At 57.7% G+C, this 17,586-nt stretch carries 19 protein-coding genes; 12 read left to right on the top strand and 7 right to left on the bottom strand.

All coding sequences use genetic code 11. The annotated features are described in order from the left end of the window. Nucleotides 1–6: 6 nt before the first annotated feature. Nucleotides 7–1,863: an AI-2E family transporter gene (locus ACP7B1_RS01995; protein WP_346306307.1), complete on the bottom strand. Its 1,857-nt coding sequence runs from the start codon at nt 1,861–1,863 to the stop codon at nt 7–9. Between the two features lie 326 nt (nt 1,864–2,189). Here ACP7B1_RS01995 and ACP7B1_RS01990 point away from each other — a divergent pair, with 326 nt between their 5' ends. From ACP7B1_RS01990 to ACP7B1_RS01975, 4 genes are all read left to right on the top strand, one after another. Continuing rightward, nucleotides 2,190–2,348, top strand: coding sequence for a DUF3309 family protein (locus tag ACP7B1_RS01990; protein ID WP_346306306.1), 159 nt, complete (start codon nt 2,190–2,192; stop codon nt 2,346–2,348). 224 nt (nt 2,349–2,572) lie between these two features. After that, nucleotides 2,573–3,445, top strand: coding sequence for a PRC-barrel domain-containing protein (locus ACP7B1_RS01985; protein WP_346306305.1), 873 nt, complete (start codon nt 2,573–2,575; stop codon nt 3,443–3,445). 126 nt (nt 3,446–3,571) lie between these two features. Next, on the top strand, nt 3,572–3,910 hold the full coding sequence (locus tag ACP7B1_RS01980) for a DUF883 family protein (RefSeq protein WP_223613778.1): 339 nt from the start codon (nt 3,572–3,574) through the stop codon (nt 3,908–3,910). A gap of 1 nt (nt 3,911) precedes the next feature. Next, nucleotides 3,912–4,358, top strand: a complete 447-nt coding sequence (locus tag ACP7B1_RS01975; protein WP_346306304.1) for a hypothetical protein — start codon at nt 3,912–3,914, stop codon at nt 4,356–4,358. Here the strand turns inward: ACP7B1_RS01975 and ACP7B1_RS01970 are convergent. Beyond that, nucleotides 4,338–5,792 (bottom strand): sensor histidine kinase, encoded by a 1,455-nt coding sequence (locus tag ACP7B1_RS01970; protein WP_346306303.1) that lies wholly within the window; start codon nt 5,790–5,792, stop codon nt 4,338–4,340. The genes ACP7B1_RS01975 and ACP7B1_RS01970 overlap by 21 nt on opposite strands. A gap of 222 nt (nt 5,793–6,014) precedes the next feature. Between ACP7B1_RS01970 and ACP7B1_RS01965 the strand changes: the two genes are divergently transcribed. After that, entirely contained in the window at nt 6,015–6,236 is a 222-nt protein-coding gene (locus tag ACP7B1_RS01965; RefSeq protein ID WP_346306302.1) for a hypothetical protein, read from the top strand. 7 nt (nt 6,237–6,243) lie between these two features. On the opposite strand, the gene ACP7B1_RS01960 is transcribed toward ACP7B1_RS01965, so the two are convergent. Then, nucleotides 6,244–7,806 (bottom strand): sensor histidine kinase, encoded by a 1,563-nt coding sequence (locus ACP7B1_RS01960; RefSeq protein WP_346306301.1) that lies wholly within the window; start codon nt 7,804–7,806, stop codon nt 6,244–6,246. Beyond that, complete coding sequence (locus ACP7B1_RS01955; protein ID WP_346306300.1) at nt 7,715–8,470, bottom strand: Crp/Fnr family transcriptional regulator; 756 nt, start codon at nt 8,468–8,470, stop codon at nt 7,715–7,717. The genes ACP7B1_RS01960 and ACP7B1_RS01955 overlap by 92 nt, the downstream gene beginning before the upstream one ends. 141 nt (nt 8,471–8,611) lie before the next feature. On the opposite strand from ACP7B1_RS01955, the gene ACP7B1_RS01950 reads away from it, so the two are divergent. Next, complete coding sequence (locus ACP7B1_RS01950; RefSeq protein WP_346306299.1) at nt 8,612–9,031, top strand: hypothetical protein; 420 nt, start codon at nt 8,612–8,614, stop codon at nt 9,029–9,031. Here the strand turns inward: ACP7B1_RS01950 and ACP7B1_RS01945 are convergent. Both ACP7B1_RS01945 and ACP7B1_RS01940 read right to left on the bottom strand, forming a co-directional pair. Further along, on the bottom strand, nt 9,014–9,565 hold the full coding sequence (locus ACP7B1_RS01945; protein WP_223613785.1) for an RNA polymerase sigma factor: 552 nt from the start codon (nt 9,563–9,565) through the stop codon (nt 9,014–9,016). The genes ACP7B1_RS01950 and ACP7B1_RS01945 overlap by 18 nt on opposite strands. 11 nt (nt 9,566–9,576) lie before the next feature. Next, nucleotides 9,577–9,780 (bottom strand): NepR family anti-sigma factor, encoded by a 204-nt coding sequence (locus ACP7B1_RS01940; RefSeq protein WP_223613786.1) that lies wholly within the window; start codon nt 9,778–9,780, stop codon nt 9,577–9,579. A gap of 166 nt (nt 9,781–9,946) precedes the next feature. Between ACP7B1_RS01940 and ACP7B1_RS01935 the strand changes: the two genes are divergently transcribed. The 3 genes from ACP7B1_RS01935 (at nt 9,947) to ACP7B1_RS01925 (ending at nt 12,630) form a co-directional block, all read left to right on the top strand. Then, on the top strand, nt 9,947–10,741 hold the full coding sequence (locus tag ACP7B1_RS01935; protein ID WP_346306298.1) for a response regulator: 795 nt from the start codon (nt 9,947–9,949) through the stop codon (nt 10,739–10,741). 87 nt (nt 10,742–10,828) lie between these two features. Continuing rightward, nucleotides 10,829–10,993 (top strand): DUF1328 domain-containing protein, encoded by a 165-nt coding sequence (locus ACP7B1_RS01930; protein WP_346306316.1) that lies wholly within the window; start codon nt 10,829–10,831, stop codon nt 10,991–10,993. A gap of 191 nt (nt 10,994–11,184) precedes the next feature. Next, nucleotides 11,185–12,630 (top strand): ArnT family glycosyltransferase, encoded by a 1,446-nt coding sequence (locus ACP7B1_RS01925; protein WP_346306297.1) that lies wholly within the window; start codon nt 11,185–11,187, stop codon nt 12,628–12,630. Here the strand turns inward: ACP7B1_RS01925 and ACP7B1_RS01920 are convergent. Continuing rightward, the gene (locus ACP7B1_RS01920) at nt 12,572–13,291 is read right to left on the bottom strand and encodes a glycosyltransferase family 2 protein (RefSeq protein ID WP_346306296.1); all 720 of its coding nucleotides are present in this window, start codon (nt 13,289–13,291) and stop codon (nt 12,572–12,574) included. The two genes, ACP7B1_RS01925 and ACP7B1_RS01920, sit on opposite strands and share 59 nt — an antisense overlap. A 374-nt stretch (nt 13,292–13,665) precedes the next feature. On the opposite strand from ACP7B1_RS01920, the gene ACP7B1_RS01915 reads away from it, so the two are divergent. The 3 genes from ACP7B1_RS01915 (at nt 13,666) to ACP7B1_RS01905 (ending at nt 17,560) form a co-directional block, all read left to right on the top strand. Continuing rightward, nucleotides 13,666–15,003 (top strand): murein hydrolase activator EnvC family protein, encoded by a 1,338-nt coding sequence (locus tag ACP7B1_RS01915; RefSeq protein WP_426136348.1) that lies wholly within the window; start codon nt 13,666–13,668, stop codon nt 15,001–15,003. Beyond that, a complete protein-coding gene (locus ACP7B1_RS01910) occupies nt 14,993–16,318 on the top strand; it encodes a S41 family peptidase (protein ID WP_223613792.1) in 1,326 nt (441 codons plus the stop codon). Before ACP7B1_RS01915 ends, ACP7B1_RS01910 begins: the two co-directional genes overlap by 11 nt. Nucleotides 16,319–16,417: 99 nt before the next feature. Further along, nucleotides 16,418–17,560: a divergent polysaccharide deacetylase family protein gene (locus tag ACP7B1_RS01905; protein WP_346308053.1), complete on the top strand. Its 1,143-nt coding sequence runs from the start codon at nt 16,418–16,420 to the stop codon at nt 17,558–17,560. Nucleotides 17,561–17,586 lie beyond the last annotated feature (26 nt).

The following is a 17,586-nucleotide window of genomic DNA, read 5'->3' as shown; positions in this document are numbered from 1 at the left end:
CGGATATCACCCGGCAACCTGTTTGATTGCCGCTTCGATGTTCGAGGCAAAATAGCAATTTCGGCTTGATCCAACGATCTTGTCACCTTCAACAGTGCCTGCATCCTCGGCCCAGAAGCCGACAATGATTTTGATACGCCCATTCCGCCTGCGAATACGACGGACGAGATAACGGGCATGGGCCACCGAAGACATGTTGAGATAGCTGATATAGATCGCACTCGCATCGGCAAGGTCGAGCTTGCCGATATTCACGGCTTCAAGCTCGTCATGCGTGATGTCGCGAACCTCGAAGTCACCCCGCTCCAGGATATCGCCAATGATCACCGCTGCCGCGTCGTCGAGATCGCCTCGCCCACCCGCTGAAATGATCGTCCTTGGCTCTTCGCTCTTGCTGCGCCCGCTCTTGGCCGGTTCGACATGATCTTCATCATCCTCGCCTTGCACGTCCTGATGTTCCGAGAGATTTTCCACAAGGCGTATCATGCTTTGTGCCACGCGGCTGCGGCGCGCAGCATCCAGCACGCCCCGTCCCCGGTCATGCTCGGCGAGAAACAGCGCAGGGACAGCAACGGATGCGTAGTAATCCGCAATCGCCGATGACTGCAGATAGTCTTCCGCTTTTTCCGTCGCCTCGTCGGGATCGCCGGACAACAACCGCTGATAAAGCTGTTGCGGCGGCGACAATACGGGTTCGTTGCCAAGCAGCACATCCAGGAACTCGAAGCGCGGCACGTGACGCCCGAGCACCACGAGACAGACCGTCAGCGGCGTGGAAAGCAGGAGCCCGATCGGGCCCCATATCCAGGTCCAGACTATCGCCGCAAGCAGGATGGCAACCGGCGAGAGTCCGGTCCTCGAACCATAGAGCACCGGCTCCATGACATTGTTGCTGATCAACTCGAGAACGATGAACAAGGCGGCGGTCCACAACAGGAGCATCCAGCCGGGATCGACCGCCAACGCAAGCATGAGCGGGAAAGATGCGGCAATGAATGGTCCGATATAGGGCACGAAACGCAGGGCGATGGCGAGAAGGCCCCACAGCATCGGATTGGGGATACCAATCAGCCAGAGGCCGATGCCGATCGGGACACCAAAGCAGATATTGATCACAAGCTGCATCAGGAGATATTGCCCGACCCGCTTGCCCGCATCATGCAATGCCGTGGTCGTGCGGTGAATGTCGCTGGCTCCCACAAGCCGGATGAAGCGGTCACGCAAATCTTCCCGCCGCAGCAGCATGAAGATGACAAAGACCACGACAATGCCGACCGTTGCCAGCGGCTGAATCAAGGGCACGGCGACGGTTTGCAGCAATTGCAGGGGATCCGGGGCCGGATAACGGATTTCGACCGGAACGGGTTTATCCGGATCACCTTTTGCGAGGGGAGACTTGTTTTCTGCCTGATTGTTCGGCGTCACATTCTCAGGAGGTTGTTGTGCCTGTGTGCCTGCGCCGTTTTGCGCGGGAAACCGCTCCACTTCATCGGAGCGGCCAATTTCTTCATTGAGCCGTTTGAACATGCGCGCACCGCGGTCAAAAACACCGTTACCGGACTGCGCGTCCTTGATGGTCCTGATCTTTGCCTCAATGTTGTACTGGTAGCTTGGCAGATTTTGCGCCAGAACCGTGAGCTGCCCGACCACAATCGTGGCAAACAGGAATATGGCGATAAACGCGGTCAGCACCACGGCGATAACCGAAAGAATCTTCGGCACACCGAAGCGGTGAAGCTGAGTGACCAGCGGCGACAAGGCAAAGGTCAAGAGCAGCGCCAGCGCCAGCGGAACAAAAATATCCCGGGCAAAATACAGCGCAGCGACCACCGCAATGGCCACAATGATGGGCGGGAACTGCATTCGCCCGTCGGCATCGGGAGGAGCAGGCGCATAAATTGACCTTTGACTGACGCGCTCAACGGCGCGCGGGGACGCCTCCCTTACATTCTCAGACGGCATAGCCAGCCCGCTTCTCCGAATTCATGAAAATCCCTCTCCGTTCGATAACACTCTGAAACGAAGCCGGCTGAATTTGGTTGCATGGCCCCCGCCAAGACCTACGAAAACGACACCAACCCGTTCTTTCGCACTGCATGGAGCAGCATCGAAACGCTGCAGCGGCCGGAACAAAAATCGATATCGGAAGTTTTCAATGCATCGGGCCGCTCAAAGGAGAGAAGCAGAGAATGCCGGTGACAACGATCCTGATCATCATTCTGATACTGGCGCTGATCGGCGTGTTTCCAAGCTGGCCCCACGCGCGGGCATGGGGTTACGGCCCTTCCGGTTTGCTTGGGATTGTCCTGGTGATTCTGCTCATCCTGCTGCTTTTGGGCCGCATCTAACGGAACTGTTTGAACTCTGATTGCCCGGATCAGACCTGACGAAAGGATCGACACACTATGCTGCGTGGAGTTTTACTTTGGCTCATCGGCCTGCCAATACCGATCATCCTTATTCTCTGGTTCCTCGGCTATCTCTCGTAGGAACGTTGCGCGGCGCTGCCTTCATGCCGGCCATTGTCCCGGCGCTTCTTCACATCACGATATTATACAGGAATCATATTCGCATGACCAAACGTCTCTTGATGACCACTGCCTTGATCACAGTCCTGGCAACATCCGGTTTCGCCCAGGCCCAGGAACCGGGTTCAGCGGCAACGCACGGCATTTTCCACGACAAAAGCAAGCCTGCGCAAAATGCCGGGCGCTATGTCGAATCTGCAGCCGGGCAAATCCTGGCTTCCGGCTTGATCGGGCAGAAAGTCTATAACGGCGCCAAGGATGATTCCGTCTCGATCGGCGCGGTCAAAGATCTGGTGCTTGACGCCAATGGCACGGCTGAGGCGGCAATCATCGGCGTTGGCGGATTTATCGGCATCGGCGAGAAGGATGTGGCCGTTGGACTGGATGGTCTGGCCTGGGCTGACCGGGCGGACGGTACGCGTTGGCTCGTCATCGCCACCAGCAAGGAGGAGCTGGAAAAGGCGCCTGCCTTTGACAAGGCGGCTTTGCTCGACGGGCACCCCGCGGCCGATGTTCTGAAGCCGTCTCTTGCGCCTGCCAAGCCGGCCCCGCAAGCCACAATGGCGACGCGTGACGGGTTGAAAGCTGTACCGGCAACCGCCGTCAGCGCGGAAAAATTGATCGGCACGACCGTCTATGGCTCGGATGATGAGACGCTTGGTTCCGTGGGCGACGCGTTGATGACCCCCGACGGTCAGGTCGAAGCCTTCGTCGTGGACGTCGGCGGTTTCCTTGGCCTGGGCAAGAAACCCATCGCCATTTCCATCGAGAATCTCGACCTACTGTCGGACAAGGACGGCAAGATCGCCGTCTACACGCCCTTCACGAAGCAGCAGCTACAGGCCCATCCCGCCTATAGCGAGGAAGCCTACAAGGCCGACAGCGAGAAAATCCTGCTGCGCGGCAGCGCCGAATAACAGTGTTTGCAGCCCAATGCAGGGAGACCGCTGCATGAGCAGCGGTCTCCGCTTCCGCATGGAACCAAACCGCAAGCGGGGCGTTTCAATCCCCATGAAACTTATATTTCTCAAGGAGTTCCTTTAATGGCGTCAGTTTCTTCGAAAGTTCGCAAAGCCGTGGACGATGCAACGGAGTCCAACCCGGATCTGCAAGCTCAGGTTGCCGCGTTGAAAGAGGACATCGCGAACATTGCGGCAACACTCGCCAAAATTGGCAAGACCTCCGCAAAAGAGGCGAGCAGTAATGCATCCTCGACCTTCGAGAACGCCAGGGCACGCGGCGAAGACGCACTGGATGAAATACGGTCTCAGGCCAAGGCGCTCGAGGATCAATTGACAGAGACTGTGCGCGAGAACCCCCTGACAACCGTTGCCGTCGCTGCGGGCGTGGGATTTCTTCTGGCTCTGATCGCCCGCCGCTGACATGCTGAAACTGCTGGCCCCCCTTCTGTCCAGTGCGGTTTCTGGAGAGCTCGGTTCCGCTGTGAGCCGGGCAAAGCGCCGTGCGGTCTTCCTCGCGCTGATCGGCATTCTGCTGGCGATTGCCGGCGTCTTCCTGCTCGTCGCGGGCTATATCGCGCTTTCTCGGCATTTCGGCGATTTGTACGCCGCCCTAATCCTGGCCGGCGGCGCGATCGTCCTTGCGCTTCTGGCCTACATCATCATGAAAGTTGCTGAAACGGTTGCACGCAAGCGGCAGCGCGAGCGGTCAAAGGTCGATACCTCAACCCTGCTGACCGTCGCTGCACTTGCCGCCGCGCCAACCATCTTGAAATCGCGGGGACTGCTGATGCTCGCCGTACCGGTCATCGCCTTTGCCGGACTTTCGCTTCTCACCAAGAAGAAACCATCATCCAACGACAGCGGCTGATCCTTCCTTTATCGGCATCGAAATCAGAACTTCCATGCCGGTTTCGGGGTAACTCAACCGGACGCTGCTCGACAGAACTTTGTCCAGGCTGCGTTCAATCAGCCGCTCGCCAAGTCCTCGGGCGGCAGGAGGTATGACACGGGGCCCATCGGATTCGACCCAGTGAATCACAACCCTGGATTCATCGAGCCCGGTTTCCGTCTGCCATGACACACGCACCCTCCCCCGTGCGGAGGACAGAGCACCATGCTTGGCCGCATTGGTGGCAAGTTCGTGCAACGCGATGCCAAGTCCCAAGGCATGATCGGGCGGGAGAATCATGTCCTCGCCTTCCAGCACGACCTGGGCCGGATCATAAATCGCATAGGGTTCGACCTGCTTGGTGATGAGGTCAACGAGACTGATGCCGCTCCATTCACGATCCGACAAAAGCGTGTGTGCCTCGGAGATCGCCCGCAGCCGACCGGAGAAAGCCTCCATGAATTCCGCCGGATCCAAGGTCCGGTTCAATGTCTGCCGCGCCAGCGATTGCAGCATGGCCAGCGTATTCTTGACCCGGTGATTCAATTCCCGCAACAGCAGCCGGGTTTTCTCGGCGGCATTTCGCGTGCTGGTGATATCGATATTAACGCCAACGGCTACAAGCGGCCTGCCGGCGGCATCCCGTTCAAAGACACGGCCGCGTCCGAGCAGCCACTGGCCGGAGGATGCGGCGCGAAATTCGCCGATGTAATCCTGGTTATGTGCCATTGCGCGGGTGAACGCCGATTTCATCAATGGAAAATCATCCGGATGCATGGCGCGGAAAACATCTTCGCCGCTTATCGGCTTGTCGCCGCTAAGGCCGAGCATGGAATACGCCATCTTGTTGCCGGTGAATTTTCCGGTCTTCAGGTCCCAAACCCAGCTGCCGACATTTCCAACCTCCAGTGCCATATCATGGCGCAGTTCATCCCTGTTCAGGGTTTCGATGGACCGGACATTGCTTTGTGCATCGCACTTCATTTTGAGAAAGGAACCGGCAAGCCTGGCCACCTGTTTCAACTGGGATTGCAGCAGCGTGGTTGCCGTTTGTCCGGGCTGCGCCGAGGCGATGATAAGCGCAGCTACCCGCGCGCCACCAACCTCGACGGGCGTTGCTGCAACAAACCGCACATCATTGCCGGCTGAGCCCGCCACACCCCCGGAAAATCGCTTGTCTGCCGTCACATCGGGAACGACCAGCGATTCTCCCTCTGGCAGGACCAGCGCATTTGCGCCGAACACCCAGAAATCGGTGCGTCCCGCCGGCGCGTTTCCGGCCTGCGCCAGTATCCGGGTTTGCGTCTCACCGACCGCCACGATCAGCGCAACATCGGCATTCGAGAATGACAAGGCCAGAGAGGCTAGTCCGTGAAGCTCGCTTTCAGGCTGAAATTCAAGGCCGCTCAGCATGGAAACAGCGTCCAGACGAGCGGGCTCTGACAGAAATCCTGACATGTTTTCTGAAATTTGGTCTGACTTCATAGTCACATGACGCCCCTCATCGAGCCGTCCTTACTCTTAACATTGAAACAGCTTCGATTATCAACGCAACGCATACCCCTTTGTTCCCCGCCCGGAACATTTAATAGCGCCCGTCGTTTCTGTTGCGTGAGGAATGCAAAGGAGAAATCTATGCGCGAAGCGAAGGACATTCTATCGGACAATAGTCTGGACAGGATCGTGAAAATCGAAAAGCTGCGGGAACTGCTCAGCGAAGCCAGAGGATTGCAGCGGGCAGCGACGGAAGGTGGAATGGACAATGAGGACGGCGCTACCCGGACCTTGCGCGACATCGAACTTGCGCTGGAACAGCTGAAAGCCGACATGCCGGAAACCGGGGCGGCAACCCTCTGACTGCCACTCATTCGTCTTCCGCCTTCGCGTTTTCCGGCGCAGCTGCACTGCGAAGGGAGGGGAACGTGACCGTCACGATCGTGCCGCCACCATCTTTGGCGCCATAGGTCACCGCACCGCCAAATTGCTGGCAGAGCTGTGCGACGATCACGGAGCCCAAACCTGTCGCCCGCTTGTGGAGTTTTTTCTGGATGCCGATGCCATCATCAGCAATGGTGAGGGCTATAATGCCGTGGGCATCACGCTGCAGGCTGATTTCGATCAACCCCGCGCGATTATGCGGAAATGCGTGTTTGATCGCGTTCATCGTCAGCTCACCGATAATGATACCGAGGGTTGTGGCATCCCGGGAGCTCAGATCAATCGGTTCGAAATGGGCTTCGATCCGGATATCCCGGTCGTGAAAATGCGCTTCCCTGATGTCGGCCATAATCTCCGGCAAATACTCATCGGCCCGAACGGTTTCGTGATCCTTTCCCAGCCGGAGCCGGCGGTGTGCCGAAGAAATCGTCTGGATTCGATCACGCGCCGCGCCGAGGGCCACGCGGATTTCGTCTGACGAAACGCCGTGCATCTGGATGCCAAGAAGCGATGACACGGTCGCCAGCGAATTGCCGATGCGATGATCGGAATCCTGCAGGAGCGTTTCCACGCGCGCGCGCTCCCGCTTGGCAATCAGCATGGCCTTTTCGAGCTCGGCGGTGCGCAGTTGAACCATTTCTTCCAGTTGCGATTTTTCAGAAAGCAGCGTCGATTGACCTTCGGTCAGCTTGCGCACATAGCGCTTGGTGCGGCTGGCAAGGATATAGGCGAGTATCAGTGCACCTGCGAGGGCCAGGATCGAGGCAATGGTCAGCCAGAAGCGCAACTTGTCCATGGCTATGTTGCGGGCAATCAGCCGACGATCTTCTTCACCCAGGAAACTGTTGATGGTTTTCCTGACTTCATCCATCTGGCCGATGCCGAAATCGGAGCCGAGTGAAGCCAGAGCTTCGCTGTTGTTCCCCGCAAGAGACATCGATATGGCCGCTTCGACCTTTTGCTGCTTCTGCTTCGCCAGATCCTGAATTTGGCTGACAATGGCCTGTTGCCGGGGATTGCCTCTTGTCATCTCGTTCAGCGTATTCAGCGATTCGGCAAGGTGGGACGCGGCCGCACGATAGAGATCGAGGAAGGCGGGGTTTTGGGTCAGGAGATAACCGCGTTGACTGGTATGCGCTTCGTTCAAGAGGGCGAGTGCGCCATCCGCCTGCTCCCGGACCCGGTAGGTGGCAATGACGTCGTCCATCTGGTTGTTGAAGCCGCGGGTCAGGATGACGGTCGACGTCGCAGCGGTGATGATCAGGGCAAGCGAGATGATGATGGCCAACCCGCGCCGGGGTCTCTCCGAAAAGCCTGCCAAAACTCTGCGCCACTGCACCAACTGCACTGCTCCTGCCAAAACAGGCCTCGTATGCTCGGCCCGCCATATACACGAACTAGATAAAGGGTCTTGGCAGCTTCGGCAAACCTTGCCATCCCGATATATCCAGAAGGGTCGTTTCATTGAGGACTTCACAGCCCCGGTCAACCCAGCGCAATGCACCGCGCGCCGCTAGTTTCTTGAGCGTCTTGTTCGTATGCACGATGGACAATCCGAGCGTATCGGCAACGTGCTGTTGTTTCAGCGGCACAAACAACTTGTTGTTCTTGACCATGCCGACCGACTTGGCACGCTGAAAAATGAAGGCAAACAGATAGGCCGCGCGCTCCAATGCGGTGCGACGCCCGACACTGAGCAGGATTTCATCCAGCATCTGCTCTTCGCGGGACGCCAGCCAGGTAATATCGTAGGCAAGGCTTGGAAAGGTGCGAAAAAGGTTGGGGAGTTTGTCACGCTGGAAAACACACAAAATCACCGGCGACATGGCTTCGATGGAGTGCTGCATCTCCTTCATCAGGGATCCCTGCAGCCCGATGAGATCGCCGGGCAGCACGTAGTTGAGGATTTGCCGACGGCCGTCTTCCAGGGTTTTGTAGCGAAACGCCCAACCGGACAGAACCGTGAAAAGGTGCGCGCTGTTGGCACCTTCAACCAGAAATGTCGTCCCGGCGTCGGCAACAAGCTCGCCCGTCTTGAAGCCCGACAGGAACTCCAGTTCGTCCTTGTCGTGCGGTTGGAAATGCGGGAAATCCTGCAAGGGGCATTTTTCGCAGGGGAATTGCCGTACTGCTGAAGCTGTTGCTGTTTTCATTTGATTTCTCAATCGAGAGTTGTTGAGCACGCTAACATGCTGCCATTGAAATGACCGATAATTCTTCGCGTTCGACATGTCATAGTTAAATGACACCCTATTCCGTTCAGCGCATAAGCACTGCTTTTAGGAGCAGTTGATATGGAATTGACCGGCAAGCGACTTCTGGTTCTGGAGGACGAATATCTGATCGCACTCGAGTTGGAGCGCATTGCGGAGGAATGTGGCGCGAAATCCGTTCATGTCGTCTCGACCGTTGCAGAGCTTCTATTCTGGATTGAGAGCCAGCCGCCATGCGACATCGCCATTCTCGAAGTCAAGGCGCGGGGCACCTCCTCTCTGGACGCCGCAAGCCTCATGCTGCAACGGGGCGTTCCCGTTGTCTTTGCCACCGCCTATGATCAGCAAAGGAGCGGCATTGCCGGTTTTGCCGATGTTCCCGTGGTTTTGAAGCCCTATGGCAAGACCCAGATCCTGCAAGCCGTCACCACCGCTTTTGCCCGAATGGCTCTAAGAGCACTGCCGGCAAAAGAAGACGGCGCGTCAGGCGAACTTGTTTGATGTTACCTGCGTGGAAATGGAGTCTGGGCCGTAGTCAACCTCTCCCTGGACATCGAGAAGTTCCTGCAAGCGTGTTCTTGCACGGCTGACGCGGCTCTTGATTGTCCCAACGGCGCATGCACAGATATCCGCCGCCTCTTCATAGGAAAAGCCGGACGCTCCGACAAGAATGATTGCCTCGCGTTGATCGTCGGGCAGCTTTTCCAAAGCCTTGCGGAAATCCTGCAGATCAAGCGCGCCGTATTGGGAGGGATGCACCGAAAGCTGTTCGGTGAAAATGCCATCCGAGTCCTGCACTTCGCGCCCGCGCTTGCGCATCTGGCTATAAAATTCATTGCGCAGGATCGTAAACAGCCAGGCCTTTATGTTGGTGCCGGGCTCGAACGAATCCTGCTTGGCCCACGCTTTCATGATCGTGTCCTGGACGAGATCATCCGCGCGGTCGGGATTGCCGATCAGCGATACTGCGAATGCGCGCAGCTTCGGCAGGGACGCAATCAGATTTCTCTTGAAATCAGGGGATTCATGTACCATTCGACCGCCTGCTATTTTGACGACTGAGCATGGTTGCGTTCAGCTTCGTCGAGCTTTTCCAGAAGGTCGAGGAAACGTGCCGGTATTTCCTCCTCCTGTACGGAGGCATAAAGCGCACGCAGCTTCAAACCAATTTCTGATTCCGCGTTTCTGACGTCGCGGCGGCGGACACGACCCTTTTCGGAGCCGTCTGAGATACTTTTGTTGGCGTTCATTCTACTATCTTTGCTGGTCATTCGTCGCAAAAGCTTTTGGCAGGCACATTAATGTCGATAATCCCCTGGAGAAGGAAAAGTTCCATGCCAGGGAACTTTTTTTTCGCCAATGTGTTTTGGTTCGTACTAGTCTTCAATGCCCAAACGGGAACGGGAAATCACCATAATGTCATTGTCCACTCGGATCGCTCCACATCTGCCCTATCTTCGCCGCTTCGCCCGCGCCATTACCGGGTCGCAATCGTCAGGCGATGCTTATGTAGCGGCGACGCTCGAAATCCTTATCAGCGATGTCTCCCTTTTTCCTGAAGCTACCTCCGACCGGGTCAGCCTCTACAAGCTGCTGATCAAGCACTTCAATTCCGTCAATGTCCGCCCGCTCGAGTTGCAATCGGAATTCGGCTGGGAAAAGCACGCGGCAGCAAACCTGACGGCCATCGCCCCGCGCGCGCGTCAGGCTTTCCTTCTCATCAGCCTTGAAGGCTTCAGCCAGGCTGAAACCCTCGATATTCTCGATATAGACGAGCAGGAGCTTTATGCTCTCCTCGACGAGGCTTCCGTCGGCATCTCCAGGCAGATCGCCACCGATATCATGATCATCGAGGACGAACCGCTGATCGCCATGGACATCGAACATATGGTGGAAAGTCTGGGTCATCGGGTTGTCGGTATCGCACGAACCCGCGACGAGGCCGTGAAACTCTACGCGGAAACACATCCGAGCATGATTCTTGCCGACATTCAGCTCGCCGACGGCAGTTCAGGCATCGATGCGGTCAACAACATCCTGAGCCAGGACGCGGTTCCCGTGATCTTCATCACAGCGTTTCCTGAGCGGCTCCTGACCGGCGAAAGGCCGGAACCGACCTTCCTTGTCACCAAGCCCTTCAACCCTGACATGGTCAAAGCCCTGATTACACAGGCGTTGTTCTTCAAGGAAAGCAGCAAGGCAAAGGCATAGGAGCCGGCAAAGCATCCGCACCTGCTGCCGCATGGAACAAAGGCACCCCTTAGATCGTTGTGCATGCAACAGGATAGGGAGTTGATAATGTTATATTATGCGGTTGTGTTTCTTATTATTGCCCTCGTGGCCGGTGCACTTGGCTTTGGCGGAATAGCCGGGGCTTCGGTCGGGATAGCCAAGATTGTTTTCTTTGTGTTCCTGGCGTTGCTGCTCGTCTCGTTGATCGCAGGCCTGCTCCGCAGGGCGTAGTCACAACAATTTGAATGCGTGAAAGGCCGTCGGCATCAAGCCGGCGGCCTTATTCATTGGCACGGTTCTCCATTGGAAATTTGTAGCATTGCGGCAATGGAGACTTGGTTGTAGTGGGATACGACACATGTGAAATGACGTCAGGCTGCATCCAATCTTGAGTCTATGCAGCGTTGAAACTGGACGGCCCGATGATCAACTGGACCTACCTCGCCCGGCGAATCCCCCTTGCAATACTATGCTACACAGCGGCCCTGATCGCACTCAGGCTGGCACTGTCGTCATTCCTCGACATCGATGAAGCACAGTTCGTCGGTTCCGTGGATTTTTCCTGGATTTACGGCAATTCGCACCCGCCGCTTTACAATTGGCTTGTGCGGGTGGCGCTTGAGCTCACCGGTTGGAACTGGGTTGTTGCGACGGTTCTGGTCCGTCTTTGCCTGCTTGGCCTCTATCACTGGCTTTCATTCGATACCGCACGCCGATTGGGCGGCGACCGTGCCGGAGTATTGGCCCTGGCGGCATCCGCCCTCCTGCCGCAGATTGTCTGGATGTCGATCCAGACAACAGCGCATACACTTCTGGTGATCGTTGCGTCCATCGGCACGATCCATGCTCTGGCTCTGATCCGGTCGGGACGAGGATACAGCGCCTATGTCTGGCTTGGTCTATGGGCCGCCATTGGCGGGCTGGCAAAATACAACTTCTTCATGTTCCTGTTCAGCTTTCTGATCGCCTGCGCGCTCAACAGGACCATTCGCCGTCAGATTTTCTGCAGACCCGCATTGATATCCCTTGGCATTTTCCTGCTTGCCATGGGCCCTGTGGCCTTGGCCTCCTTGAATGCACCCCTGGCTGCGACGGCCGGTCGAATGGTCAAGCTCAACCACCTTATCCCGATGCTCCAGCCTTTTGATCTTCCTGGGTTTGGGGTGGACGGACTTCTCAGCCTCTTCATCTCGACCTTCCTCTGGTCAGGCCCGGCTCTTGTGATCTTTTTGATTGGCCGCTGGCAGGACGATCCAAAACCCGCTCCGGACGGAGACACTGATGTCAGGAAAGTCCTGTTCCGTACCGTCGTGCTCGGTTTGACGGCCTTTGCTTTGATCGTCTTTTTTGCCGACTACCATTCCGTCGCGGAGCGCTATATGGCACCCATTCTGGCACCCACAGCCATTTTGCTGGCGCTGTCCTTTCCGCAAAAGCATGGCGCGCGAAACCTGCTGATCATATCCGGTGGTTTCTACGCATTGGCGCCTATTGCCTTCGCCATTGTGCTGCTGTTCGGTGACGATCGCCTGTCGATACCATTCGATGCGGTTGCCAATGCCATTCACGTGCAAAATTCAACCCCGGCGCGGATAGCAGCCAAGCGGCAGGACGACGCCGCCAACATCGCCGTGCAGCTGCATTGGCCGCCGGCAAGCGGCAAGGCCGACGATATCGTCCTTGTCTGGGAGGGCGGCGATGCACCGGATAAAGAAACGCTCGAACTCCTGCCCGCCGATGCGGCCGCGGCCGGACCCATGACCCGCGTTGACAGCCCATTGAGAAACTTCAACGGCCAGATCAGGACGTTCAGCTTTCAGCGTTATTCATCTCGCTTACCCCTGCCGGATCAGAGTATCGGCGGATAAGCCAGAAGACACCCACAGTGTCGAGAAACGCAACCGCAGCGCGATCGAAAAACCCGTATTTGGAGACACCCGCCAGCCGGGGACGGTCTTCCACGTCGACTTCGACGACAGTCAGCCCGGCCCGGATCGAGAGGGCGGGAAGAAAACGGTGCATGTTGTCGAAGTAGGGCAGCCCTCTTGCCACGGACGCCGGCAGGACTTTGAATCCGCACCCTGCATCCCTGCAGTTGTCCCTGAGAAGGCGCTTGCGGATGAAATTGGCGGATTTCGATGTCAGCAACTTCACGACCCCGTCATTGCGGCGTTTTCTGACCCCGGCAAACAGCGCAGGCTGGGATTGCGCAATACGCGGCCAGAGGCGCGCCAGATCCAGCGGATTGTTCTGCCCGTCACCGTCCAGCGTCGCGATCCATTGCCCCCTTGCGGCCTGAAAACCGCTGACAAGAGCCCTGGATTTGCCCGTGCGGTTTTTATGGCGCAGCACGCGAACGTGGCGACCCGCATTCAACGCTTCTTCCGCCGAGCCGTCATTCGAGCCGTCATCGATGATCAATATCTCATAGCTGACCACACCTGAAAGAGCCTGATTGATCTCGGTGACAAGGGCGCCGATGTTTCCGGATTCATTATAGGCAGGAATTACGACTGACAGATCGGTCATTTGAAAAATCCAGAAACCAAGGTGAACCTTCCGCACTACGATCAAAATCCGGTCATGCCGGTCGGCTTCGAAAGATCATTGCATCGGCGCAATGCGTCAGGATGTTCGATACGTTCTTTGCCCGTTCCCATAGCACTCAAAAGGAGAAAGCAAAACAAATGTTCGCGACGAACGGAAACCGCGTCCCCTTATACCGGCTGATCCCGCCGCGGTTTCACGCAAGAGTGAAGCTGACGTCGTAATTCCGCCATCCCGATCAGCACTAAAATGCTAGCATCACGCTAATATCCCGCGTGGATGCTCTATGGTTAATAGTTCATTAATCGAAGTCTTCCTATTGTCGGGCTCTAATCTTAATTCATTTCGGTCCGCATATGCATTTTCGGGTTACAGATGCAATCATTGGTTCAAGGAAGAGTTCCCGCATGGGTGCTTGCCTCCTTGTCCTGCTGTTTGCCTGCGTTTCACCGGTGCACGCGCAGGAACAGGTCGACGCAAAGCGCGCTGAAACCGTCAAACAACTGGACGAACTCACCGGCCAGATCAGTTTGTCTGCTGATCGCGTGGCTTCCCTCGACAAGGAAATTGCCGATCTGAAGAAGGATCAGACCACCCTGACGGCCGCGTTGATCCAGTCGGCCAAGACCGAGAAAAAACTGACTGAAGATATAGCCGCTATCGGCGACAAGCTGACCGATCTGCATGAACGGGAAGACGGAATAAAGCTCTCTCTCAAGGGCCGGCGCGCGGCGCTCGCTGAGGTCCTTGCCGCCTTGCAGCGCATGGGGCTCAATCCGCCCCCCGCCATCCTCGTTCGCCCTGACGATGCCCTTGCGTCGGTCCGCAGCGCCGTCTTGCTGGGCGCTGTCGTTCCGGAAATGCGCGAACAGACGGAAGTGCTGATTGCCGATCTCAAGGAGCTCTCGCGGATCAGGACATCGATTTCCGATGAGCAGACCCGTCTGACCGCTTCCCTGTCAGGCCAGGCGGAGGAAAAGAAGCGTCTCGATCTGCTTTTGGCCGAAAAGCAGAAACTGCAGACAACATCCGAGGAAACGCGCAAGGCCGAACAGCAGCGGGCGGAAGAACTGGCCCGGCGGGCGACATCCCTGCGCGAATTGATCGCCTCGATGGAAAAGGACATGGAAGAGGCGCGCAAGGCAGCCAGCGCGGCGAACCAGCAGGAAGAACAGAAGCTCGCAGCCAGCAAGGAGCGGGCCGACAATTTCGCCTCCAACCAGGAACGCCTGTCAGCCAAGGTGAATTTTGCCTCGCTGAAGGGACACCTTCCCATGCCGGGTGCCGGAAAACTGGTTCGGCATTTCGGCGACGAGGATGGATTGGGCGGTGTCGTGCAGGGCGACACGCTGGAAACCCCGGCAGGCGCAACAATTACCGCACCCACAGACGCCGTGGTGCTGTATGCCGGCGCCTTTCGTTCCTATGGCCAACTCTTGATCCTGGATGCCGGCAATGGCTATCATGTCGTGTTGGCAGGAATGAAGAGAATCAATGTTTCGCAGAATCAGTTTGTTTTGGCGGGAGAGCCGGTTGGTGTGATGAACGAGCAACTTGTTGCGAGTACCGGCACCGTTCCGTTGGGAAATGGAGCGCCAATGCTTTACATTGAGTTCCGAAAAGATACAAAACCTGTTAATCCCGCTCCCTGGTGGGCGGATAGGCTCGCTGGAAGGACCACAAATGATACGTAGGTTAACGCTTCTCATGGCCGGAGCCCTGTTGGGTGCAACGGCAATGGTGGTTGTGCAGGGTGCACTGCCCACAACCGTTGCAGAAGCTGCGGGCACTGACACATACAAGCAGTTGTCGATTTTCGGCGATATTTTTGAGCGGGTGCGCAACCAGTATGTCACGCCGCCGGATGACAAGAAGCTGATCGAAAGCGCCATCAACGGCATGCTGACGTCGCTCGACCCCCATTCGTCCTATATGAACGCCGACCAGGCCCAGGATATGCGTGTGCAGACCAAGGGCGAGTTTGGCGGCCTTGGCATTGAAGTCACGATGGAAAATGAGCTTGTGAAAGTCATTGCCCCCATCGAAGACACGCCTGCCTCCAAGGCGGGTGTTCTTGCCGGCGATTATATCTCGCAGATCGACGGAACCGATGTCCGCGGCCTGTCGCTGAACGACGCGGTCGACAAGATGCGCGGCGATGTCAACACCCCCATCGAGCTGACGCTGATCCGCCAGGGCGCCGACAAGCCGATCAAGCTGACCATCGTGCGCGACGTGGTCAAGGTGAAGGCCGTCAAGTACCGCGTCGAGAACGATGTCGGTTATGTCAGGGTGATTTCCTTCACCGAACAGACCTTTGAAGATTTGCAGAAGGCGATCAAGGACATCCAGAGCAAGGTTCCCGCCGACAAGCTCAAGGGCTTCGTGCTCGATCTTCGCCTCAATCCGGGCGGCCTGCTGGACCAGGCGGTTGCCGTCTCCGATGCTTTCCTCGACAAGGGCGAGATCGTCTCGACCCGTGGCCGCGATCCGCAGGACATCACCCGCTTCGATGCCCGTCCGGGCGATCTGATCAACGGCAAGCCGATGATCGTCATGATCAATGGCGGTTCCGCCAGTGCGTCGGAGATTGTTGCCGGTGCGCTGCAGGATCATCGCCGGGCGACGGTGCTGGGCACGCGGTCCTTCGGCAAGGGCTCGGTGCAGACGATCATCCCGCTGGGCGAGAACGGCGCACTGCGGCTGACGACGGCGCTGTATTACACGCCGGCCGGCAAATCGATCCAGGGCAAGGGCATCGTGCCGGATATCGCGGTCGAACAGCCGCTGCCGGACGATCTGAAGGGCCGGGCCGAACCGATGAGCGAATCCAGCCTGAAGGGCCATATCAAGGGCGTTCAGGAGGATGCGGAAGGATCGGGCTCGATTGCCTATGTCCCGCCGGATCCGAAGGACGACCTGCAGCTGATCGAAGCCCTGAAGCTGCTGCGCGGCGAACAGGCCAATGCGGCATTCCCGGCAGACCCGTCCAAGGGCGTACCGAACTGATATGACAAAGGGGATCAGGCTGGCTCTTACACACCTGGTCCCCACTTCATTTCCCACCGATCATTCCTTCCGTTTCATCCTCCTCATCGGCCAAAGCGCGTGAATTCCGACATCAACAGGCCGCTGGGACAAAACAGCAAACGGCCCAAGGACAAATCGAAGGCTGGCGCTCGCTGGTTCTTGCCAGCCATTGTCGTGCTGGGGGTGGGAGGTGCCGCACTGCTGATCTCGTTCACCAGCAATCACGGATTTCGCAATCCGCCTCCGGAAGTGGAAAAGCCCGAACAGGCAGCGGTAACTCCGCCAGCGCCGGCCAAGACGATACCAGCATCCGACAAGGCCCCGGCAGGCGTCGTCACGCAAGGGAATGTCACCACCAGTCCCGGCGGCCCGAAAATCATCGTCGTGGGCGATCCCGCCAGAGCGAGCCAGAATCCGCTGACCGCCCATATCCCCGACCGTGATCTGCTGGAGACAACCGCGCTCGGCTCCCTGCCGGTCATCGGGCCGGACGGACGACGGCCGCTCGATGTCTATGCGCGGTCATGGTCGGGCGCCCGCGGCGCGCGGATCGCCCTCGTCATTGGCGGGCTCGGCATGTCCCAGACCGGTACACAGCAGGCAATCGCAATGCTCCCGGCGGAGGTGACGCTGGCTTTTGCCCCGGAAGGCAATAGCCTCATCCGGTGGATGCAGACGGCCCGCCAGAATGGCCATGAATTGCTGATGCAGGTGCCGCTTGAGCCTTTTGATTACCCGCGGGTCAATCCCGGCCGCAACACCTTGACGGTCGATGCGCCCGCCGCCGAGACACTGGACAATCTGCACAAGGCCATGGGCCGCATCACCAATTACACCGGCATCATAAACTACATGGGGGCCCGGTTTACCGCCGATGCCAAGGCCATGACGCCTATCATGCAGGATATCGCGAAACGCGGGCTGCTCTATCTCGATGACGGCAGCTCCGCGCGCAGCCAGGCCGACACCATCGCCAGTCAGCAGGGAACCCCCTTTGCTGCCGCCGATGTGCTGATTGATGGCACGCAGGACCGGGGCAGCATCCTCAAGAAACTCGATGAGCTGGAGCGTATCGCCCGGGCCAAAGGCACGGCGATCGGCACCGGTTCGGCCTTCAGCGTAACCGTGGATGCCGTGGCCGCCTGGACCAACGAAGCCAAGACCCGTGGCATCGAGATCGTACCGGTTTCGGCCCTTGTCCGTGATCCTGAAAAGGGCTAGGCACCCATCACTATCCCATCATCCAG

The sequence above is a fragment of the Phyllobacterium sp. SL163 genome (assembly GCF_049896885.1).
Taxonomy (GTDB): Bacteria; Pseudomonadota; Alphaproteobacteria; order Rhizobiales; family Rhizobiaceae; genus Phyllobacterium; species Phyllobacterium calauticae.
The sequence above is the reverse complement of the archived record's forward strand: the minus strand, read 5'-3'. Positions and strand labels throughout refer to the sequence as shown.